The organism is Vogesella urethralis, from assembly GCF_007644045.2.
GTDB lineage: Bacteria > Pseudomonadota > Gammaproteobacteria > Burkholderiales > Chromobacteriaceae > Vogesella > Vogesella urethralis.
Window position 1 is genome coordinate 61896 of record NZ_VMDW02000099.1, and the last position, 20544, is coordinate 82439.

General features: G+C 65.6%; 18 protein-coding genes. 2 read left to right on the forward strand and 16 right to left on the reverse strand.

Annotated features, from left to right (window positions below; translation table 11 throughout):
• Position 1: 1 nt before the first annotated feature.
• Positions 2-922, reverse strand: coding sequence for an aspartate carbamoyltransferase (gene pyrB, locus FLQ03_RS12930; protein ID WP_144370589.1), 921 nt, complete (start codon positions 920-922; stop codon positions 2-4).
• A 761-nt stretch (positions 923-1683) separates the two neighbouring features.
• Positions 1684-3762, reverse strand: a complete 2079-nt coding sequence (locus FLQ03_RS12935) for a methyl-accepting chemotaxis protein (protein ID WP_144370590.1) — start codon at positions 3760-3762, stop codon at positions 1684-1686.
• 328 nt (positions 3763-4090) lie between these two features.
• Between FLQ03_RS12935 and FLQ03_RS12940 the strand changes: the two genes are divergently transcribed.
• Entirely contained in the window at positions 4091-5305 is a 1215-nt protein-coding gene (locus tag FLQ03_RS12940) for an HD-GYP domain-containing protein (protein ID WP_144370591.1), read from the forward strand.
• A 75-nt stretch (positions 5306-5380) separates the two neighbouring features.
• On the opposite strand, the gene FLQ03_RS12945 is transcribed toward FLQ03_RS12940, so the two are convergent.
• The 13 genes from FLQ03_RS12945 to FLQ03_RS13005 form a co-directional block, all read right to left on the reverse strand.
• A complete protein-coding gene (locus FLQ03_RS12945; RefSeq protein ID WP_144370592.1) occupies positions 5381-6316 on the reverse strand; it encodes a sensor domain-containing diguanylate cyclase in 936 nt (311 codons plus the stop codon).
• 177 nt (positions 6317-6493) lie between these two features.
• On the reverse strand, positions 6494-8398 hold the full coding sequence (locus FLQ03_RS12950) for a bifunctional 2',3'-cyclic-nucleotide 2'-phosphodiesterase/3'-nucleotidase (RefSeq protein WP_144370593.1): 1905 nt from the start codon (positions 8396-8398) through the stop codon (positions 6494-6496).
• An 87-nt stretch (positions 8399-8485) separates the two neighbouring features.
• Positions 8486-8830, reverse strand: a complete 345-nt coding sequence (locus FLQ03_RS12955; protein ID WP_144370594.1) for a nucleotide pyrophosphohydrolase — start codon at positions 8828-8830, stop codon at positions 8486-8488.
• A 79-nt stretch (positions 8831-8909) separates the two neighbouring features.
• Positions 8910-9518: a glutathione transferase GstA gene (gene gstA / locus FLQ03_RS12960; protein ID WP_144370595.1), complete on the reverse strand. Its 609-nt coding sequence runs from the start codon at positions 9516-9518 to the stop codon at positions 8910-8912.
• Positions 9519-9617: 99 nt separating this feature from the next.
• On the reverse strand, positions 9618-10358 hold the full coding sequence (locus FLQ03_RS12965) for a siderophore-interacting protein (protein WP_144370596.1): 741 nt from the start codon (positions 10356-10358) through the stop codon (positions 9618-9620).
• Positions 10359-10391: 33 nt separating this feature from the next.
• A complete protein-coding gene (locus FLQ03_RS12970; RefSeq protein WP_144370597.1) occupies positions 10392-11171 on the reverse strand; it encodes an ABC transporter ATP-binding protein in 780 nt (259 codons plus the stop codon).
• Positions 11168-12220: a FecCD family ABC transporter permease gene (locus FLQ03_RS12975; protein ID WP_144370598.1), complete on the reverse strand. Its 1053-nt coding sequence runs from the start codon at positions 12218-12220 to the stop codon at positions 11168-11170. Before FLQ03_RS12975 ends, FLQ03_RS12970 begins: the two co-directional genes overlap by 4 nt.
• Positions 12217-13332 (reverse strand): ABC transporter substrate-binding protein, encoded by a 1116-nt coding sequence (locus tag FLQ03_RS12980; RefSeq protein ID WP_144370599.1) that lies wholly within the window; start codon positions 13330-13332, stop codon positions 12217-12219. Before FLQ03_RS12980 ends, FLQ03_RS12975 begins: the two co-directional genes overlap by 4 nt.
• Positions 13333-13478: 146 nt before the next feature.
• Positions 13479-15794 (reverse strand): TonB-dependent siderophore receptor, encoded by a 2316-nt coding sequence (locus tag FLQ03_RS12985; RefSeq protein ID WP_144370600.1) that lies wholly within the window; start codon positions 15792-15794, stop codon positions 13479-13481.
• A gap of 109 nt (positions 15795-15903) precedes the next feature.
• A complete protein-coding gene (locus FLQ03_RS12990; protein WP_144370601.1) occupies positions 15904-16830 on the reverse strand; it encodes a FecR family protein in 927 nt (308 codons plus the stop codon).
• On the reverse strand, positions 16827-17351 hold the full coding sequence (locus FLQ03_RS12995; RefSeq protein WP_144370602.1) for an RNA polymerase sigma factor: 525 nt from the start codon (positions 17349-17351) through the stop codon (positions 16827-16829). The genes FLQ03_RS12990 and FLQ03_RS12995 overlap by 4 nt, the downstream gene beginning before the upstream one ends.
• A 146-nt stretch (positions 17352-17497) precedes the next feature.
• Entirely contained in the window at positions 17498-17809 is a 312-nt protein-coding gene (locus tag FLQ03_RS13000) for a VF530 family protein (protein WP_144370603.1), read from the reverse strand.
• Entirely contained in the window at positions 17806-18204 is a 399-nt protein-coding gene (locus FLQ03_RS13005; protein ID WP_144370604.1) for a YkgJ family cysteine cluster protein, read from the reverse strand. The genes FLQ03_RS13000 and FLQ03_RS13005 overlap by 4 nt, the downstream gene beginning before the upstream one ends.
• Positions 18205-18454: 250 nt before the next feature.
• Here FLQ03_RS13005 and FLQ03_RS13010 point away from each other — a divergent pair, with 250 nt between their 5' ends.
• Complete coding sequence (locus tag FLQ03_RS13010; protein ID WP_144370605.1) at positions 18455-20059, forward strand: methyl-accepting chemotaxis protein; 1605 nt, start codon at positions 18455-18457, stop codon at positions 20057-20059.
• Between the two features lie 54 nt (positions 20060-20113).
• Here the strand turns inward: FLQ03_RS13010 and FLQ03_RS13015 are convergent, their stop codons facing one another.
• On the reverse strand, positions 20114-20542 hold the full coding sequence (locus FLQ03_RS13015; protein WP_144370606.1) for a GNAT family acetyltransferase: 429 nt from the start codon (positions 20540-20542) through the stop codon (positions 20114-20116).
• Positions 20543-20544: the final 2 nt, after the last annotated feature.

Genomic DNA, 20544 nt, shown 5'->3' on the forward strand with positions numbered 1-20544 from the left:
TTCACACCGTTTCGTTCAGTACCAGCGACAGCAGCGCTTGGCGGGCGTAAACACCGTTTTTCGCCTGCTCGAAGTAGTAGGCGTGCGGGGTGGCGTCCACGTCGGTGGTGATCTCGTCCACGCGGGGCAGCGGGTGCAGGATCTTCATGTTGGGGCGGGCGTGGCGCAGCATGTCGGCGCGCAGCACGAACTGGCCCTTGATCTTCTGGTACTCGGCCTCGTCGAAGCGCTCGCGTTGCACGCGGGTCATGTACAGGATGTCGATATGCGGGATCACTTCTTCGATCGTGCTGGCAATGGTGTAGCTGATGCCGCGTTCGTCCAGCTCTTCGCACAGGTAGTCCGGCATCGCCAGCGCCTCGGGGCCGACAAAGTAGAACTTGGCACCGAACAGCGACAGCGCCTGCGCCAGCGAGTGCACGGTACGGCCGTACTTCAGGTCGCCGACGAAGGCCACGGTCAGGTTGTCCAGCCGGCCCTGGGTTTCGTGCAGGGTGAACAGGTCGAGCAGGGTTTGCGACGGGTGCTGGTTGGCACCGTCACCCCCGTTGATGATGGGCACGGCGGAGAACTCGCTGGCCACGCGGGCGGCGCCTTCCTTCGGGTGGCGCATCACGATGGCGTCGGTATAGCTGCTGATGATGCGCACGGTGTCGGCCAGCGTTTCCCCCTTCTTGGTGGAGGTGCTGGCGGCGTCGGAGAAGCCGATCACGGTACCGCCCAGGCGCTGTACGGCGGTTTCGAACGACAGGCGGGTGCGGGTGGACGGTTCGAAGAAGCAGGTAGCAATCAGGCGATCCTGCAGCAGATCGGCACGCGGGTTGGCTTTCAGGCGTGCGGCGGTTTCCACCACCAGTTCCAGTTCGGCCCGGCTGAAGTCCGGGATGGAGAGGATGTGCTTGCGGTAAAGCGGGTTGGACATGGCGGGTCGCTCCGGCAGATGACAAAAACAGGCTGAAAAAAAAGCCCCTGAGCAATCAGGAGCTTTTTTTGCAAAAACGGTCGGGCCCGGCAGCACGTCGTTCGCGGCCGGAAACGGCATTGCCTTGCGCCTGGGCGGCAAGGAAAGCGGTACGGTAGCGGGAACGGGACATGGTGCGGCTCGCGAACAAAATCGCGGGATTATACGAAATCCGCTGCGGTGTGGGTAGGGGGCAGCTGGTGATCAGCCGTGCGGCCAACAGTACGAAGCCTGCGGCCAACCATGGCCGCCAGCGTGGCCCCAGCAGTGTGGCCGGCGCGCCGAGCAGTAATAGCAGTAGCCATTGGCTGTGGGCTGATACGGTGGCGGGTATCGCTTGCTATTGCGGCCAACCATAGCGGGTAATGAGCTGTCGTTTTGAAAAGCACATTCATCTACCGAATCCGCTACGCGGATGATGTTTGAAGATGCCGGTTCCGCCCGGCAAACGGGAAAGGGGGCGGATTGCCGCCCCCTTTTCATTCCCCCGCAACCCGGGGCTGCTCGAAACCCCGGTCAAAACGGCACGCCCCAGGCGCCGCCGAACTCGCTCCTCGCTAACGGCTCGGAGCTCAAACAAATCGGCGTCTTAAAACCTGGGGCGCACCATTTTGCCCGGCTCGCGCCAACGGGACCGGGTGATCGACTGGCCTTTCAGCGGCTGACCAGGTTGTCTGCGCGCATTCAGTGCTGTCCGGTGGCTTTCGAGCGCGGGCCTTTCCTTACAGCCGGAAGTTGCTGACCAGCCGCTCCAGGTTGCCCGACAGCTCGCGCAGCTGCTCTACCTCGCTGCGCACCTCGCGCGCGATGTCGCTGTTGGTGTGCGCCATATTGCTGATGCGCTCCACGTTCTGCGCGATTTCGGTGGTGGCGCTGGATTGCTCGCGGGTAGACGAGGCGATGTCGCCGATGGACAGCACCAGTACCTGGCTCTTCTCCTGTACCGACTGCATGGCCTGGTTGGCCGCATGGGCGATGTCCACGCTGGTGGCTACCAGGTCACGGCTACGTTTTACCTCGGCGACGGCGTCGCCGGTTTCGCTGCCGATGGCATTGACGATACGGCTGATCTGCACCGTGGCTTCGGCGGTGCGGCCGGCCAGGTTGCGCACCTCGTCCGCTACCACGGCAAAGCCGCGGCCCTGCTCGCCGGCGCGTGCTGCTTCGATGGCTGCGTTCAGTGCCAGCAGGTTGGTCTGGTCGGCAATGTCCTTGATCACGTTGACAATGGTGTTTACCTCCTGTGAACGCTCGCCCAAGGCACCCATGCGGTCGGCCAGCGCCTGCATGCTGCTGGTCATGCGGCGGATTTCGCCGGTGACTTGCTCGACGGTGGCCACGCTCTGCTCGGTCAACTGGCCGGTATCCTGCACGATCTTCTCGGCATCGCTGGCCGAGTTGGCGATGTGCTGCACGCTGACGGTGACTTCTTCCACGCCGGCGGCGGTGGCGCTGGCGGCGTCGGACTGTTGCGCCGAGGCCTGTTCCACCTTGATGGCGCTGTCTGCCAGCTGGCCTGCGCTGCGGCTGACGGCCAGGCTCTGCTCGCGCACGTCGATGAACATCTCGCGCAGGCTATCGATAAAGCGGTTGAAGGCGTCGGCGGTGTGGCCGATCTCGTCGCGGTTGCTGACCTGGATGCGTACGGTAAGGTCGCCCTTGCCACTGGCCAGCTGTTCCATGGTGTTGGCCAGCGTATTCAGCGGACGGGTCAGCGCGCGTACCACGGCGGCTAGCACCAGCAGGATGATCACCAATGCCACAATGCCGATCACGATGGCCATATTGCGCTGGCTGACGGCCGACTCGGTAATGGCGGCGGTGGGGATGGCAACGCCGGCCGCCCAGAACTGCCCGGTATTGCCGACCTTGATCGGGTAGAAGAAGTGGGTGAAACCACCGTCTTCAAACACGAAGTCTTCACCTTTGCGGATTTTGTCCTGGTAACTGGTGAGCACGTCTTCCTTGGCCAGCGGTTTGCCCACCAGGGCGGCGTCGGGGTTGACCACGTACAGGCCGCCTTCCGACACCATGCGCACGTAGCCGGTTTCATACAGCTTCACGCTGCCGTATTTCTTCTGCAGTGTGTCCAGCGCCAGGTCGGCTGCCGCAACGCCGAGAAACTTGCCGCTACCATCTTTGATGGCCACGGCCAGCGAGCTTTCCAGTACTTGCTTGCCTTGTACTTCGTAGAAGAACGGCTCGGTGATGGTGTCGCGGCCACGGGTTTTCGGTACGTAGTAGAAATCGCCCCAGCCCGGCTTGTCGTAGTCGGGCACATACTCGGTGAGCTTGTCTTTCCACTCCGGAAACTTCTCTACCCGGTCTTTGGACATCATTACGTCCTGCGCGGCCTTGCCGTCACCGCCACGGGTCATGTACGGGCTGTAGCGGCCGGTGGGGTCGTGACGCGGCCAATCCAGACGGAATGCGTCGTCTTTGCCGTCCAGCGCGTTGGGTTCGTACAGCATCCACATGCCGATGATTTGCGGTTCGGCGTCCAGCATGCTGAGGATGGTGTTGTCGATGACCTTGCGGTCGACGGTGCCGGCGCGCTGCATGCCGGCCACCGCGTCGGCCAGGTGTTTGGGTACGCTGAAGCCGTAGGCCAGGTCGGCGGTGACGGCGTCGGCAAAGCGGCCGGCCTGTTCCGACGCCAGCTTGTAGCCTTGTTCTTCGGCCGATTGGTAACTCTGACGCGCGATCAGCCCGATCATGCTGCTGAAGCCGACGGCGATGGCGATGCCGGCGACCACGATGATGCGGTTACCCAGGTGTCCCCATTGCTTTACTGTAGCCATAGTGTTTTCCCGTGCTGGACCTGATGGTGACTGATCCTTGCAGGATAGAAGTCACGACTAGGTATTTCTACGTATGTTCTGATAAAACCATACGCTCGGTAAGGACTGTTGAATAGCAAATGATCAAAACTGCGCTGATGTTTTATAGTGTAACCAGTTAAAAGCCACACCTTGCCAGATTATGCCATCGGGAAAATTTGTAGCGGGGCGATTTCGGTATTGGCGCTACAGCCTATCTCCTTCGATAATGAAAGCGTGGCCGTCGCGCCAGCCGTGGCGCGCAGCACAACGCCGCATTCACCCCATCACAGAGCAGTCAGTATAAGAAATGATCAAGTGTATTGAAGTCTCGGACCTGAAAGTCGGCATGTTCGTGCATGACCTGAACTGCGACTGGGCTTCGCATCCGTTCTTCCGCAAACGCTTTCTGCTGAAGAGCGATGACGAGATTGCCAAGATCGTCGAGGCGGGCATCCACGAGGTCTACATCGATACCCAGAAGGGGCTGGATGTGCGCCATGCCCGCACCGAGGAGGAGGTGAAAGAGACGCTGCAGCAGGAAATGCTGGAAATTGCCAGCAAGGAAGCGCCGCCGCCGCTGCAGGTATCGTTTGCCGACGAGATGGGTCGCGCTGCCCGCATCAAGAACCAGGCGCAGACGCTGGTGAAAACAGTGATGCAGGACGTGCGGCTGGGCAAGGCGGTGGAGCTGGAGCAGGTGGACCCGATGATCGAGTCCATTACCGAATCGGTACTGCGTAACGGCGGTGCGCTGACCACGCTGCTGCGCATCAAGAACAAGGACGATTACACCTTCCTGCATTCGGTGAGCGTCGGTACGCTGATGATCGCGTTCTGCCGCTCGGTGGGCATGGACCGCGAGGCCATTCGCCAGGCTGGCTTGGGCGGCCTGTTGCACGATACCGGCAAGGCACTGGTGCCGGATGACATCCTCAACAAGCCTGGCCGGCTAACCGACGAAGAATTCGACATCATCCGCCGCCACCCCGGCGACGGTCACGCCATCTTGCTGAAAACGCCGGGCATTGGCGAGATTCCGCTGGATATCACCCTGCATCACCACGAGCGGGTAGATGGCAGCGGTTACCCGCACAAGCTGCCGGGCGACCAGATCACCACCATGGCCAAGATGGCTGCCATTGTCGACGTGTACGACGCCATTACCGCCGACCGTTGCTACCACAAGGGCATGTCGGCCACCGATGCGCTGCGCAAATTGTACGAATGGTCGAAGTACCACTTCGACCCCAAGCTGGTGCAGGCTTTCATGCGCTGTGTCGGCATTTACCCGGTGGGCACGCTGGTGCTGCTGGAGTCCGGCAAGCTGGGGGTGGTGGTGGAGCAGAACGACGGCAACCTGCTGCAGCCGAAGGTGAAAACCTTCTTCAGCACCCGCAGCGGGGTGTATGTGGCCCCCGAGGTGGTGGATCTGTCCAGGCCGCTGGGCTTTGGTGGCGGTGACAAGATTGTCAGCCACGAAGACCCGGCCAAGTGGCAGGTGAACCCCTTGCGTTTCCTGTAACGCGGTCGCTCTGGCTGCGTGCAAGACAAAGCGGCCAACCCTAGCGGGGTTGGCCGCTGTTTTTTTGGCGCTGCTTTACAGCCGTACCAGCTCGCGGTCGTTACCGCCGCGGCGCTTGGCGCGGTACATGGCGCTGTCGGCCTGGTTCAGGATGTCGCGCGGCATCACGCTGCCGCTGTGGAACAGGGTAATGCCGACCGAGGCGCTGACGCTGTTGGGCTGGCTCAGCCCTTCCACCTCCACACCCAGTGCGGCGATGATCTTGCTGGCCACGGCGCGGGCACCGCTTTCGTTGGTGTTTTCCAGCAGCACGGCAAATTCGTCGCCGCCGACGCGGATCAGCAAGTCGCTGGTGCGCACCACGCCGCGCAGGCGCGCCGCCATGGTGGACAGCACCCGGTCGCCAATGACGTGGCCGTGTACGTCGTTGATGGCCTTGAAGCGGTCGAGGTCGAGGAATAGCAGCGCGCAGAGCCGGGCGGTGTTGTCTTTGGCCAGCGTGTCCAGCTTCAGCTCCAGATAACGGCGGTTGGCCAGCCCGGTCAGCGAGTCGCGGTGGGCCAGCTCGGTGAGGTGGCCTTGCAGCAGCTGCAGCCGCTGCGCTTCCAGGCGGCGGGCGGTGACGTCGTGGTGGGTTTCCAGCAGCGCGTCCAGTTCGCCGTGGGCGGTGAACAGCGGTGCCAGTGTGATTTCGTAGTAGCGTTGCTGGCCGAAACTGTCGGTACAGGCTTGTTCAACCGTGATCGGCTGGCGGCGCTCCAGCACTTGTTGGCGCGGGCAGGGTGCACCGCTGTCGCAGGGTTGGCCGATGCCGTGGATGTACTGGTGGCAGGGGGCGTGTTGCGGTTCGCCGTACAGGCGGCGGGCCTCGGCGTTGGCGTATTCCACGGTATGGTCGGGACGGAACAGCATGACGGGGTGCGGCAACAGGTCGAGTATCTGCTGCAGCCGGCTGGCATCCGCGGTAACGGGGCCGGCAGAGGAAAGGTGCGAGAGGTCAGTGCGCGTCATGTCCGCTCAAGTAGTTGTCTACAAAAAGAAATAGGTTAGCAGTTGCTTGAAATCGTCATGACCGCTGTTTGAAACTAAATGACGATTTAAAAAGATAAGGTTTAAAATTGGTTGTTGTTTCGATAAAAAAGGCCGGCGCAAGCGCCAGCCTTTTGTCATTTATGCAACACCGATTGTTTACTTGATCAGCTCCAGCGTGATGGCGTCGTCGCTGCCCTCGCTTACCAGGCGGAACTCCGGGTGACGGTCCAGCACCGCCTTGGCGCCGGCGCCGGTGGCAAAGCGCAGGCCGACACCGGCCACCGGCAGGATGCGCCAGTTGTTGTCGCGGCTGGGGTTGACCTTGCCTTCGCTGGCCAGGTAGCGCGCCAGCGCCTCGCGGTTTTCGTCCGGGGCATCGATGACGATTTGCTTGCCGTTCAGGCCGGCAAAGTTGCCGCCGCCGCTGGCGCGGTAGTTGTTGGTGGCCACCAGGAAGGTCTGGTTATCGTCCAGCGGCTTGCCGTCGTAACGCAGGTTGACGATGCGGTGCGCGGCCGCATTGGCCAGCTTGCCGTCCATGTCGTAGCGCGAAGGCTGCGTCACGTCGATCTCGTAGCTGACGCCATCGATGGTGTCGAAGTTGTAGGAGCGGAAGTCGGGGTTGATCAGCTCCTGCGCCGCCGGGCCTTGCGGGTCGATGCGGTTGAACTGGCCTGCCGAGCGCTCCAGCCATTCACGCACGTCGCTGCCTTTCACCTTCACCACTTTCAGGGTGTTGGGGTAAATGTACAGGTCGGCGAGGTTTTTGATCGCCAGCGGGCCGGCCGGAATATCGGTGTAGTAACGCCAGCCCTGGCGGCCACCGGCCTTGAACGGGGCGGCTGCCGACAGCAGCGGCAGCTGTTCGTACTCGGTGCCGCGCACCGCGTTCTTCACGTACCAGCGCTGTGCCTGCGATACCAGTTGTACCGACGGGTCGTCGGCCACCTGGGCAAAGTAGCTGTAGATCGGCGCCGTGGTTTCCGCCACCCGGCCGCGCACGTAGGCCAGCGTGTCGTCGTGCACGTGGCCGATCAGGTCGCGCACCATCGGGTCGGCGTCCACGGTGGGCTTCTTGGCTTTCTTGTCGAAGATCGGGCGCAGGCTGGCTTGCTGGTCGACTACTTTCCAGTTGCGGCCAACCTTGTCCAGCGTCAGGTCGATCACGCCCAGGTGGTCGCCCCAGCGGCCGGGCATGGTGGCGGCCACGCCGTTGATGGTGCCCTTGTCGATATTGACCTTCGGGTAGTCGGCAAATGCCTTGGACGGAAACTCGGCGTGGGCGTGGCCGAACAGGATGGCGTCAATGCCCGCCACCTCGGCCAGGCCGGCGACCGAGTTTTCGGCAAAGCGCGGCTGTTCGCCCTTCTCGAAGCCGGAGTGCGCTACGGCTACCACGATGTCGGCGCCTTTTTTCTTCATTTCCGGCACGTAGCGGCGGGCGCTTTCCAGGATGTCTTGCGCTTGCACGCGGCCTTCCAGGTTGGCTTTGTCCCACATCAGGATCTGCGGCGGCACGAAGCCGATCACGCCGATGGTCAGCGTGTGCATCTTGCCGTCTTCATCCTGCACCTTGCGCTTGAGCAGGGTGTAGGGCTGTACCAGCGGCTTGCCGGTTTTGGCGTCGGTGACGTTAGCGGACACGTACGGGAAGGCGGCACCTTGCAGCGCCTGCTTCAGGAACGGCAGGCCGAAGTTGAACTCGTGGTTGCCGATATTGCCGGCGTCGTAGCGCAGCGCGTTCATCACGGTGTAGGCGGGGTGGGTGTCACCCTTTTTCAGCGGTTTCACCTTGGCGACCAGGTCGCCCATCGGGCTGCCTTGCAGCAGGTCGCCGTTATCGATCAGCACGCTGTTGCGCGCCTCGGCGCGGGCGGCCTTGATCAGGCTGATGGTTTTGGCCAGGCCGAACTCGTCGGTGGCTTTGTCCTGGTAGTAGTCGTAGTTCACCAGGTTCATGTGGATATCGCTGGTTTCCAGCAGGCGCAGCTTCACCGGGGCGGCCCAGGCGCTGGAAACGGCGACAGCCAGCAGGCTGGCGGCAAACAGTTGGCGTGTCATGGTGGCGGTACTCGTGTTGGCGGCCGGTCGGTATGCCGGCTGATGGCGCGAGTGTGCAATAAATGCCGGCCGCCTGACAATGTGCGCTCAGCCCAGTGCGCGGCTGCCGTCGGCCGGGTACTTGCGGGCGTTCTTCTGCAGCTTGTCGGCCACGGCGGCGTTGAGGTCCACGCCTGTCACATCGGCCAGTCGCACCAGGTACATCAGCACGTCGGCCAGCTCTTCCTGCAAGTGGGTGTACTCGGCCGGGTTGGCCGCAAGGTTGGCGGCCTCGGCGTCGGTCTTCCACTGGAAGATCTCGGCCAGCTCGCCCACTTCGCCGGTCAGCGCCAGCATCAGGTTGCGCGGGGTGTGAAACGGTTGCCAGTGGCGGGCGGCGGCAAATTCGCGCTGGGCGGCGATCAGGCCGTCTACGTTCACAAGGTGGGTCATGCGGTGTCCTTTATCGGGCGGGTACAAGGCAACACGCCCTGCACAGGCAGGGCGTGTTGGTATCGGGCAAGTTGACCACTTACAGCAGGCCTTCTTCCTTCATCGCCTGTTGCACCGCCGGGCGGGCAAAGATGCGGGCGCTGAACGCCTGCAGCGCCGGCCAGGTGTCCAGGGTGCGGCCAACGTATTTGGTCCACGACAGGCACACGAACAGGTAGCCGTCGGCCACGGTGTAGCTGTCGCCCAGCAGGTAGTCCTGCTGGCCCAGTGTGGCGTTGAGCGCGTCAAAGCGGGTGCTCAGGCGCTGCCAGGCAGCCTCTTTGACGGCATCGTCCTGGCTGTAGAACATCGGCGAGAAGCCCTTGTGCACTTCGGTGGAAATGAAGTTCAGCGCTTCTTGCAGGCGGTAGCGTGCCAGCGTGCCGTTGGCCGGGGCCAGGTTTTTTTCCGGCGCCAGGTCGGCAATGTACTGCACCAGCGCCGGGCCTTCGGTGAGGATCTCGCCGTTATCCAGCTGCAGCGCCGGTACGTAGCCCTTGCTGTTGATGGCGCGGAAGTCGGCGCCGCTTTCGGTGAGGCGCGGCTCGGCGCGCAGGTTCACTTTTTCGAACTGGTACGGCAGGCCGCTCTCGGCCAGGGCAATGTGCGGGGACAGCGAGCAGGCACCGGGGGAGTAGAACAGTTTCATCTTGTATCCTCAACGAAGGGGGCCGTATTGCCCACCCGACCGGGCGGGCAATGGACTAGGGCAGGCCCTAACCCATCATGGTGATGGCCACGGCCGATTTCAAGCCTCGTCCATCTCCACGTGGCGCAGGTCGTGGTACTCGTGCTCGGCCAGGCCCTGCTTCCAGTAGCCGACTAGCCGGGTGCGAGCGCGGCTGCTGCGGCCGGCGGCGATGAAGCGCGCGCGGATGGCCTTCACCACGCCGGACTCGGCTGCTGCCCACAGGTAGGCGTCTTGCCACTGGCTGGCCGGCAGCGCGTCCAGCGCCGGCAGCAAGGCGTCCACGGCGTCGGCCACCACCCATTGCACGCTGACGCCGGCCGGGTGTTGCAGCGCGATGATTTCGTCGGCCGCCGGCACCGCCAGCAGCGCGTGGCCGCTGGTGTCGGCGGGCAGGCTTTCCAGCAGCGCGCTGGCGGCGGGCAGCGCGCACAGGTCGGCCAGCAGCAGCACTTGCCGTTCGCCAGCCAGGTCCAGCGGTGCACGCGGGCCCATTACCGCCAGCGGGTCGCCGGGCTGGGCGTGGCGCGCCCACAGCGAGGCGGCGCCGTCCGGCTCGTGCAGCAGGAAGTCGATGTCCAGCTCCAGCGCGTCGCGGCGGAAGTGGCGCACGGTGTAGGCGCGCGAGGCGCGGCCGCCATCGGGCAGCGGGAAGTACAGCTTGATGTTGGGGCCGTTTTCTACGTGGAACACGGCAAGCTCCGGGCAGCTCACCGTGATGCGGCGCATGCGCGGGGTGAGCTGGGTGGCGCGAACCACGCGGGTGTCGAAGTGGTACAGGCGGTCGGTGGGGCGGCTCATGGCGGGCTCCTGGTGCGTTCTTGGCAGGGTGGTTCAGGCGAGGACGCCGTCGATCAGTACATTGAGGCGGCCGCGCGAGCAGGCTTCGACGCGGCTTTGCACGCCGTAGACGCTGGCCAGCGTGGCCGGAGTAATCACGTCGGCAGGTTGGCCGCAGGCCAGCACGGCGCCGTGTTTCAGTAATAGCGCACGGTGGCAGTGGTGCAGCGCGATGTTGAGGTCGTGCAGCACCACCAGCGTCACCATGCGGCGGCGGCGGGTTTCCTCGGCCACCAGCTGCATCACGTGGCACTGGTGGTTGAGGTCCAGTGCCGACAAAGGTTCGTCCAGCAGCAGCACGTCGGGCTGGCGGATCAGCGCCTGCGCCAGGCCCACCAGCTGCTTCTGGCCGCCGGATAGCTCGTCCAGGTAGCGCATGCCCAGCTCGGCAATGCCCAGCCGCGCCAGCAGGGTGTCGATGTCGGCGGCGGCGTGGCGGCTGGCCAGCCCCAGGCCGGTGGCGTTGGCCGCCACCATCACCGATTCCACCACCCGCAGGTGCAGCGCCGGCGGCAGGCTTTGCGGCAGGTACACCACGTGGCGGGCGCGCGCTTCCAGCGGCAGCGCCCCCAGCGCCTTGCCATCCAGCGTTACGCTGCCGTGCAGCGGCAAGAGGCCGGCCAGTGTTTTCAGCAGCGTGGACTTGCCACAGCCATTGGGGCCGAGCACCGCGGCCACTTCGCCGCGCGGCAGCGGCGGGCAGCTGATGTCGCTCAGGATCTGGCGGCGGCCGTAGCTGGCGGCCACGCCTTGCAGTAACAGGCCGTCGTTCATGCGCGTTCTCCGTGGCGGAACACCACCGATACGAAAAAGGGAATGCCCACCAGCGCGGTGACCACGCCTACCGGGATGATGATGCCGGGCAGCAGGTTTTTCGACGCCAGCGACGCCCACGACAGCACCGCGCCGCCGATCAGCATCGAAGCCGGCAGGTAAAAGCGGTGATCTTCGCCGAACAGGCGGCGGGCGATGTGTGGGGCGATCAGGCCGATAAAGCCGATGGTGCCGGCAAAGGCCACCGCCAGGCCGGTGAGCAGGCTGACGCGCAGCAGGCTGGCCAGGCGCAGGCGGCGCACGTCGATGCCGAAACTCTGCGCCCGGTCTTCGCCCAGCCGCAGCGCGGTCAGGCGCCAGGCGCTACGCAGCGACAGCGGCAGCACCAGCAGCAGCGCGGCGGCCACCAGGCCCAGTACCGGCCAGTTGGCGCGCGACAGGCTGCCCATGGTCCAGAACACCATGCTTTGCAGCGCCTCCGGGCTGGCCACGAACTGCAGCAGCGATACCAGCGCATTGAAGCTGAACAGCATGGCAATGCCCAACAGCACCACGCCGTTGCCGGACAGCCGCGCACGGCGCGCCACCGCGTCCAGCAGCAGCGCGCTGCCCATGGCAAACACGAAGGCGTTGGCCGACACCATCCACGGCCCGCTGACGCCGGGCAGGCTGGCCTGCAGCACGATGGCCAGCGACGCGCCCAGCGCCGCCGCCTGGTCCAGCCCCAACGTGAACGGGCTGGCCAGCGGGTTGTGCAGCACGGTCTGCGTTTCGGCGCCGGCCAGGCCCAGCGCCATGCCCACCAGCACCGCCATCAGCGCGTACGGCAGGCGGATGTCCCACACGATGATGTGATTGGTCACGTCGCCTTGCTGCCACAGCGCCTGCCACAGCTCGCCCAGGCTCAGCGCGGCCGGCCCCAGCGTAAAGTCGGCCAGCAGCGACAGCACGATGACGCCGGCCCAGAGCGCCAGCCACAGCAGGCGCTGCCACTGCAGCGCCTGGTAGGCCGGTGCGTGCCCGGCCAGGCTTGCCTGCCCTGCCCTCATCGGCTGCCCACCCAGTAGGTGCCGGCCGGGGTGAAGGCGGCAAAGCGCTGGTGCATGTCCTGCCAGCTGCGCGCCGGGTCCACGTCCTTGAACTGCGCCGGGTGCAGCCACTTGGCCATCGCCTCGGCCAGGATGATGTGCTGCGGCATGATGTAGAACATGTGCCAGCCGGCAAAGGTGTTGCCGTTACGCGCGGCGGGCAGGCCCTTGAGCTGTTCGCGCTGGCCCATGGCGGCTAGCGACGCCAGCGCGTCGGCACGGCTGACGGCGGCGCCGAACTTCACGCCGGTCTTGTCGCCGGGGCCGGCGGCGCCGGAGGCAAAGTAATGCGTGGGCTTCTGCACCAGCACGTGTTCGGGGTTCACCTGGCCCAGCGGCGCGTCCAGCAGCGCGCTGCCCAGGTTGCGGCCGCCAGCCAGGGTAATCAGCTCGCCAAAGCTGCCCTTGCCGGCGGTGGTCAGTTCTTCGATGGTGCCGGCGCGCACGTCGGCAAACACCAGCGGGCGCTGCGCGGCCGGTACCGCCGCCAGGCGGCGCTGGATGGTGTTGCGCTTGTCTTCATAGAAGCGGATGAAGCTTTCCGCCTGCTGGCTGCGCCCCAGCGCCTTGCCCATCAGGCGCAGGCTGGGCACGGTGTGCTCCAGCGGTTTGTCGCGGAAATCGACAAAAATCACTGCCACCCCGGCCTGGGTGAGCTGCTGCACGATGGGGTTGTCCAGGCTGGGCCCGTGGCCGGAGGTGCTGAAAATGGCCAGGTCCGGGCGCAGGGTCAGCACTTTTTCCGGGCTGATGCTGGCTTCGCTGGTTTTGCCGATCAGCGGGATTTTGTCGATCTCGGGAAAGTGCTGGCGGTACTCGGCGTAGCCTTGCGGGTCCAGCATACGGAAGTCGCCTTGCCAGCCGGCAATGCGTGCCAGCGGTTTTTTGCCTTCCAGCAGCGACAGCGCGTAGAACAGCCGCCCTTCGCCCAGCAGCACCCGCTCGACTTTGTCCGGCACGTTGACGCTGCGGCCGGCGATGTCTTTGACCACCACGGCGGCGGCGTGCTGGCTGGCCAGTACGGCCAGCAGGGAAAGCCCGAGGCGGGCGGTGCGGGGTAAGGAGGCGATCATGGCTCGTTCCTGAGAATGATTTGCAACAAAGCGGCAGTATTTCACTGCCGCCAGGGGGGAGCGTTTGCGAAACGCGCAATCTGCTTTGTGCTGGCGGCAAGTTGTGCGGCCAACCTTGCCGGGGCAGCGAAGGTTGGCCGCAGCGCTTACCAGCGGTAGGCCAGCGACGCCTTCATGGCGCGGCCAAAGCCCGGCGCGCAGAAGGTGCCGTCGCACAGCGTCAGGTACTGCTGATCAAACACGTTGCTGACGTTCAGCGCGGCACGCCAGCTGCGGTTTTCCCACGCCAGCATGGCGTCGGTCAGCGTGTAGGCGTCGTTATGGCTGGCGCCGCCACCTTGCGACGCGGCGGCGTGGCGCACGCCAACGGCGGTGCTGAGGCCTTGCAGCGCGCCGGCAAAGCGGTATTTGGCCCACAGTGCTGCTTGCCAGTCGGGCACCATTTCCACGCGGCGGCCCACTTCATTGGCCTTGTTGCTGCGGGTAATGGCGGTATCGGTATGGCTCAGCGCGGCCAGCACGTCCCACTGCCGCGCCAGGCGCAGGCTGGCTTCCAGCTCCACGCCACGGGCGCGCACCTGGCCGGTCTGCACGTTGCCGCTGAACGGGGCCGGCGCGGTGGTGGTGACGTTGTCGCGTACCAGTTCGTACACGCTCGCTGCCAGCGTGGTGTCGCTGTCTTCCGGCTGGTAGCGCACGCCGGCTTCCCACTGCTCGCCCTGCTCCGGTTTCATGCGCTGGCCGTAGGCGTCGTTGCCGCTGATGGCCTGGAACGAGGTGCTGTAGCTGAGGTACGGCGCCAGGCCGTTGGCAGCCAGGTACACCACGCCCAGGCGGCCGGTGGTGGCGCTGCTGCGGTCGGTGGTGGTGAGCTTGGCGGCCAGCTGCTCGTTGGTGTCGCGCACCTTGTCGTGGCGCAGGCCGGCGGTGAACGCCCAGCGCTCGCCCAGCTTGATCTGGTCTTGCAGGTAGAGACCCAGCTGGCGCGAGGTGTCCTTGTCGTCCCACAGCAGCGGCAGGTTCTGCCAGGCGGGCACGGTAAACACCGGGTTGAAGATGTTCACCGCGTTGGCCGCACCGCGATAGGTGGGCTGGCGGAAGGTGCTGCGGCGCCAGTCCACGCCGGCCAGCAGCGTGTGCTGCACGTCGCCGTGCTGCAGCCGGCTTTCCAGCTGGGTGTCGGCGGCCAGCGAGGTTTCCTGGTTCAGGCGGTACCAGGCGCGGCGGCTGAGGGTGCGGCCGTCGGCGGCCAGCGCTAGCGGGCGGACCTCGCGCCGGGTGTTGTCGCCGTCCAGGTAGCGCACGTTCTGGCGCAGCGTCAGCGCTGGGCTGAAGGCGTGGCTGAACTGGTAGCCCAGCATGCTGCCTTTCTTGTCGTGCAGCGTGTCCGGGCCTTGCAGGTTGGTGCTGGCGTCCGGCTGGCCGAGGGCGCCGGGGCTGACCAGCTGGTTGGGCACGGCCCAGCCGTTTTCGTCGTGCTGGTACTGCGCTTGCAGCAGCAGGCTGGTGGCGTCGCTGGGTTGCCAGCTCAGTGCCGCCGCCAGGTAGCGGCGGTTGTCGGGCAGGTATTGCCACTGGGTATCGCTGTCGCGGCCCAGCGCGGTGACGCGGTAGCGCAGCGTGCCGGCGTCGTCCAGCTGGCCGCCGATGTCAGCGGCCAGCTGACGGTGGCCGTGGCTGCCGCTTTCTACCACCACTTCGTTCTGCATGCCGGCGCGCGGCTGCTTGCTCACCATGTTCACCATGCCGCCGGGGGTGGCGCGGCCGTACAGCACCGACGCCGGGCCGCGCACCACCTCCACCCGCTCCAGGCCGTAAGGCTCGCTGCGGCTGATGAAGGCGTTGTGGTACAGGCGCAGGCCGTCGCGGTACAGGCCGTCCTTGGACACGCCAAAGCCGCGCAGGATCACGTCGTCGTCGGTGAGGGCGGTGGGGTAGACCGCCACGCCGGGGGTGTAGCTCACCGCCTCGGCCACGGTGGCGGCGCGCTGGTCTTGCAGCTGCAGTGCGTTCACCACGCTGACCGCCTGCGGCACTTCTACCAGCGGGGTGCGGGTCTTGCTGCCGCTGCGGGCGGCGCGGTTCTGGTAGCTGGCCGGCAGGCCAGGGTTGGCCGCCGTGTCGGCGGTGACCTGCACCGTGGGCAGCGTGGTGGCGGTTTGCGCGGCGCGCGCGGCGGGCAGCACGGTGACGGTATTGCCGTCCACGCGCAGTTGCAGCCCGCTGCCGGCCAGCAGCTGTTGCAGGGCGGCCTGCCAGCTCATCTGGCCTTTTACGGCCGGGGCTTGCTTGCCGGCCAGCAGGCTGCTGTCCACGATCAGGGTGATGCCGGCCTGGCGGGCCAGTTGCTGCAGGCTGCTGGCCAGCGGTTGACGGGCTTGGTCCAGTTGCAGGTCGGCGGCGTGTGCGCTGGCGAAGGCGGCGGCCAGCGCGGCCGCCAGCAGGGTGTGGCGAGGTGTCATGCGTGTGCTCCATTCAGGGTGGGGGCATCTGATGGCGGCGGCTACAGGTGCTTGTCCTGTGTCTGACGCTTGGCCCGCGCTTTTCCCTGATGTGTAGCCGGCAATTTTTTTAACGGCGCGGGCGCAGCATGGTGGCGCTGTCGGTGTCGGTTACCACCACGGGCAGTACTTGCGGCAGGCGCTGCAGGAAGGCGGACAGGTCGCGCAGCTGCACCACGGCGGTAAGGCGCAGCGAGGCGTTGCCTTCCACCCGCAGCGGTTTGCGGCGGTACGGCGTTAGCGTGGCGGCCACTTGCTGCAGGCTGGCGTTGTGGAAGGCCAGCGTGCCCTGCGCCCACAGGAAGGGGTCTACCGCCGGCGCCGGTGTGCGCTCGGCCCCGGCCGGCCCCAGCGTCAGGTAGTCGCCGGCTTGCAGCACGGCCAGGTTGTCGCCGGCGTGGCGGCCAACCTGCACCCGGCCGCTGGCCACCGCCACGTGCAGCTGCTGGCCGTCCAGCTGCACGGCGAAGCGGGTGCCCAGCACGGTGACCTGGCCTAGCGGGGTGCTGACCACAAACGGCCGCGCGCTGTCGCGCTGCACGTCGAACAGCGCTTGGCCGGCGTCCAGTTGCACGTGGCGCATGGTGGCCAGGTAGCGCACGCTGGCACGGCTGGCGGCGCCCACGGTGAGCACGCTGCCGTCGGGCAGGGTTTGCCGTAGCGGCGCCTGCTGGCTGGCGAGCAGGGTTTGCCACTGCGGCTGCGCCTCCCGCCAGGCCCACAGGCGCCAGCCGGCCACGCCCAGCAGCAGACTGGCGGCGCTGCCCTTCAGCAACTGGCGGCGTTGCTGGCGGCGGGTTTCGGCGGCGCGCGCCAGCTGCTGCAGGGTGTCGGGCCGATCTAGCCCGTGCCACAGGCTGTCGAACTGGCGGTATTCGTGGCCGTGGCGCGGGTCGGCCAGCAGCCAGGCTTCGAAGCGGGTACGCAGGCTGTCGTCGTCGGGGCGGTCTTGCAGGCGCAGGAACCAGCGCGCCGCTTCTTCGCGCAGCCGGCTCATGCGCCCTGCTCTTGCAGCGCGCGCAGGTCCAGCATGGCGCGGATCAGGTGGCGCTCTACCATATTGAGGCTGATGCCCAGCGCGGCGGCGACGTGCGGCTGGCTGTCGCCTTCCACCCGCACGCGCCAGAACACCTCGCGGCAGCGTGGTGGCAGGGTGTCGATCACTTGCTGCAGCAGCGCCAGGCGCTGGCGCAGCGCGGCCAGGTCGGCGGTATCGGGCGCGGCGGGGAGCCGTTGTTCGTCGGGTTCGGCTTCGAACACGTAGTGCTGATCGCGCCGCAGCTGGTCGCTGAGCACGCTTTGCGCCACGCGGCGCAGGTAGGCCTGCGGCTCGGTCACCTGGCTGCGGTGCTGTAACAGCGCGTAGCGCAGCAAGGCGTCGTGCAGCACGTCTTTGGCGCGTTGCGGGCAGCCGCATTGGCGGCGCAGCGCCGACAGCAGCTCGGCATAAGCCCAGCGCAGGTCAATGCCGAACCAGTGTAGTGACGGGGTGGCAGGCGGGAGCAAGGCGGCAGTCATCACAACACGCTTAACTATTGATAATGGTTATCAATAGTAATATATCGGCTGTGTAGCTGTCATGCGTGTTGTTGGCAACATCTGCCGTGGCTGGCGCAAGCGTTGGCATGCCACGTTAAAAAGCACGGGCATGCCGCACACCCTGCTCAGTGCTGGTCGTCTGCCGGCTTGCGGCCAAACAGCACGCGCGGGGCGTTGCCGTGGCCGGTGTGCGAACGCGGCGGGTGCGCCGGTTTCGGGGTTTTCAGCTGGATGTACAGCGCTTCCACTTCGGCGCGTGCCCACGGGGTGCGGCGCAGGAAGGTGAGGCTGGACTTGATGCTGGGGTCGCTGTTGAAGCAGCGAATTTTCACCAGGCGACCCAGTTGCGGCCAACCGTAGTGCGCCACCAGTTCGTTCAGCAGCGCTTCCAGGGTAACGCCTTGCAGCGGGTCTTTGCGGGCGGGGGTGTCGCTCATCCGTTGCTCCTGCGGCCGTGGTTGGGGTTCTTGGTGTAGGCGCAGTAGCCGGGGCGCGGGCCTACCTTGGGGTGGTTGCGACAGGTGTTGGGCCGTTGCTCGTAGATGGTGCACAGCCGCGTTTTCTGGTCCAGGTACATGCAGTCGCCGTTGGCGCGGCGGCTGAGGGTGAATACCTCGTACTTGAAGTTGAAGTGCTGGATGATGCGCTGTTTTTCCAGACGTTTGGCGATGTTCTTCACCGGCTCTTGCAGTTCGAACTCGTCCACGATGCCCATGCGCACCAGGTCGGGCAGCTTCACTTCCACCGGCATGCTGCAACAGGACGCCATGCAGTCGCTGCACAGCCCGTTCTTGTATTTCACCCAGGTATCCAGGCGCTCGATATCCGCCACAACTCACCCTTAACGTATTGAATCCACAAAACTTTCCGCCGTGATGGCGAAAGGTGCGCATTCTACGGACCGGCGCCGATACCGGCAAGCCAAACTGATTGCCATTAGTTCGATAAATGAACATCGCATGACATGTTATATTCCATTCGCTTTTTTGCGCCAAGATAAAAATGCATAAAGAATTAACGGTTTGAGGGGCATCGGGCAGCGCAAACAGGCAGACCTGTCGTTTCCACTCAAGGGCATACCTATGAAGATCGTAACAAAACTCATCCTGGCGTTTGCCTGTAGCTGCCTGGTCGTCTTGCTGGTCGGGCTGGCCGGGGTGTTCAAGCTGAACCAGGCCGACCAGCGTTTCGATGCCTTTACCGGCAACATCCTGCCCAGCGTCGAGCTGCTGGGTAAAGTCGGCAACCGCACCTGGGCGGCGCGTAACGAGGTGTGGAAGCACCTGGCTAACCCGGATGCGGCGGCCAAACTGGCGTCCGAGCGCGTCATCGATCAGCGGCTGGACGAGGTAGCGCAGTTGCTGAACGCGTACGAACCGATGGTGGTGGACGCCGAAGACAAGCGGCTGCTGGACCTAACCCGCCAGCGTTTGCGGGAGTACCGTACCGGCCTGACCGAGACGCTGGCGCTGTCACGCGCTGGCCAGCAGCAGGCGGCGGTGGCACGTGCGCTGCAAGGCAGGGGCAATGCGCTGGTGGCGGCGCTGGACGAGCACGTGGTGTACAACCGCAAGCTGGCCCAGCAGCTGCAGCAAGCCAACCGCGATGCGGCCCACGCTGCGCTGATCCAGCTGGCGCTGGTGCTGGCGGTCGTGGTGGCGGCGCTGACGCTGGGCGGCACGCTGCTGTGCCGCAATATCGCGCAAGGCCTGCGCCGCATGCAGCAGGCGATGACCGGCATCAGCCGCGACTTGGACTTTACCCGTCGTGTCAGCCTGGCCAGCCGCGATGAAATCGGCAGCGCGGCGGCCGCTTTCGACGCGTTGCTGGACCGCTTGCAGCAAAGCCTGCACGGCATGCAGGCCGGCATTGGCCAGGTAGCCGATACCGCCGGCCAGCTGCAGCAGGCAGCCGGCAGCGTGGCCAGCAGTGCCAGCCAGCAAAGTAGCGCCTCGTCCAGCATGGCGGCGGCGGTAGAGGAAATGACGGTTAGCCTGGGCCACGTGGCCGACCGTGCCCGCGAGGCGCACGCACTGTCTGCCGAAGGCGCCAGCCATGCCACCCGCGGTGGCGAGGCCATCCAGCAAGTGGTCAGCGATATCGGCGGCATTGCCAGTACCGTGCGCGACACGGCCGGCGAGATCGGCCAGCTGGCCGAGCGCAGCAAGAATATCGAATCGGTGGTCAATGTGATCCGCGAGGTGGCCGAGCAGACCAACCTGCTGGCGCTGAATGCGGCCATCGAGGCGGCGCGTGCCGGCGAAAGCGGCCGCGGCTTTGCCGTGGTGGCCGACGAGGTACGCAAGCTGGCGGAACGCACGGCGGCGTCCACGCAGGAAATCGGCCATATCATCCAGTCCATCCGCCAGGTCACCGACAACGTGGTGGCGCGCATGGACCAGGCGGTGGCGCAGGTGGCGCGTGGCCAGCACGGCGTAGGCGAGGCGCAGCAAAGCATCCAGCGCCTGCTGCAAGGTGCACACGACAGCGCGCAGGTGGTGCAGGAAATTGCCGACGCCATTCGCGAGCAAAGCATGGCCACCAGCAGCATTGCCCAGCAAGTGGAACAGGTGGCACAAGGCGCCGAGGCCAATAGCAGCGCCGCGGGCCAGACCGCGGGCCAGGCGGCAGCGCTGGATCGGCTGGCTGCCAGCATGCAGCAGGAAGTACGCGCCTACCGGGTGTAGGCGGGGGCAAGCAAAAAAGCCGGCACGGGATGCCGGCTTTTTTGTGCGCGTGGTCTAGGGCTGGGGGCCGTCGGCGATCAGCCGCTTGCCCAGGCTGACCGCTTCGTCCTGCGCGTAGCCCAGCTGGCGGTAGAAGGCCAGCACGGCGGTATTGCTGCTGCGTACCTGCAGGTTGAGCTTGGGGCAGCCGCGCGCCAGCAAGGCCGCTTCGATATGCGCCATCAGCGCCCGGCCGTAGCCCAGGCCCTGCGCGTCCGGCACCACCGCCAGGTAGTTCACCCAGCCCCGGTGGCCGTCGTAGCCGGCCATGGCGCTGGCCACCAGCCGGCCATCCGCCTCGCCTACCAGAAACAGCTCGCGCTGCACGGTGAGCTTGCGCTGGATGTCGCGCAGCGGGTCGTTCCACGGCCGCGTCAGGCCGCAGGCCTGCCACAGGGCAATCACCGCGTCGGTGTCGGCCTCGGTAAACGGGCGTATCTGCATGA

Coding starts and splice junctions, on each gene's coding strand:
- pyrB (WP_144370589.1), bottom strand. CDS start 922: ATGTCCAACCCGCTTTACCGCAAGCACATCCTCTCCATCCCGGACTTC.
- FLQ03_RS12935 (WP_144370590.1), bottom strand. CDS start 3,762: ATGGCTACAGTAAAGCAATGGGGACACCTGGGTAACCGCATCATCGTG.
- FLQ03_RS12940 (WP_144370591.1), top strand. CDS start 4,091: ATGATCAAGTGTATTGAAGTCTCGGACCTGAAAGTCGGCATGTTCGTG.
- FLQ03_RS12945 (WP_144370592.1), bottom strand. CDS start 6,316: ATGACGCGCACTGACCTCTCGCACCTTTCCTCTGCCGGCCCCGTTACC.
- FLQ03_RS12950 (WP_144370593.1), bottom strand. CDS start 8,398: ATGACACGCCAACTGTTTGCCGCCAGCCTGCTGGCTGTCGCCGTTTCC.
- FLQ03_RS12955 (WP_144370594.1), bottom strand. CDS start 8,830: ATGACCCACCTTGTGAACGTAGACGGCCTGATCGCCGCCCAGCGCGAA.
- gstA (WP_144370595.1), bottom strand. CDS start 9,518: ATGAAACTGTTCTACTCCCCCGGTGCCTGCTCGCTGTCCCCGCACATT.
- FLQ03_RS12965 (WP_144370596.1), bottom strand. CDS start 10,358: ATGAGCCGCCCCACCGACCGCCTGTACCACTTCGACACCCGCGTGGTT.
- FLQ03_RS12970 (WP_144370597.1), bottom strand. CDS start 11,171: ATGAACGACGGCCTGTTACTGCAAGGCGTGGCCGCCAGCTACGGCCGC.
- FLQ03_RS12975 (WP_144370598.1), bottom strand. CDS start 12,220: ATGAGGGCAGGGCAGGCAAGCCTGGCCGGGCACGCACCGGCCTACCAG.
- FLQ03_RS12980 (WP_144370599.1), bottom strand. CDS start 13,332: ATGATCGCCTCCTTACCCCGCACCGCCCGCCTCGGGCTTTCCCTGCTG.
- FLQ03_RS12985 (WP_144370600.1), bottom strand. CDS start 15,794: ATGACACCTCGCCACACCCTGCTGGCGGCCGCGCTGGCCGCCGCCTTC.
- FLQ03_RS12990 (WP_144370601.1), bottom strand. CDS start 16,830: ATGAGCCGGCTGCGCGAAGAAGCGGCGCGCTGGTTCCTGCGCCTGCAA.
- FLQ03_RS12995 (WP_144370602.1), bottom strand. CDS start 17,351: ATGACTGCCGCCTTGCTCCCGCCTGCCACCCCGTCACTACACTGGTTC.
- FLQ03_RS13000 (WP_144370603.1), bottom strand. CDS start 17,809: ATGAGCGACACCCCCGCCCGCAAAGACCCGCTGCAAGGCGTTACCCTG.
- FLQ03_RS13010 (WP_144370605.1), top strand. CDS start 18,455: ATGAAGATCGTAACAAAACTCATCCTGGCGTTTGCCTGTAGCTGCCTG.
- FLQ03_RS13015 (WP_144370606.1), bottom strand. CDS start 20,542: ATGCAGATACGCCCGTTTACCGAGGCCGACACCGACGCGGTGATTGCC.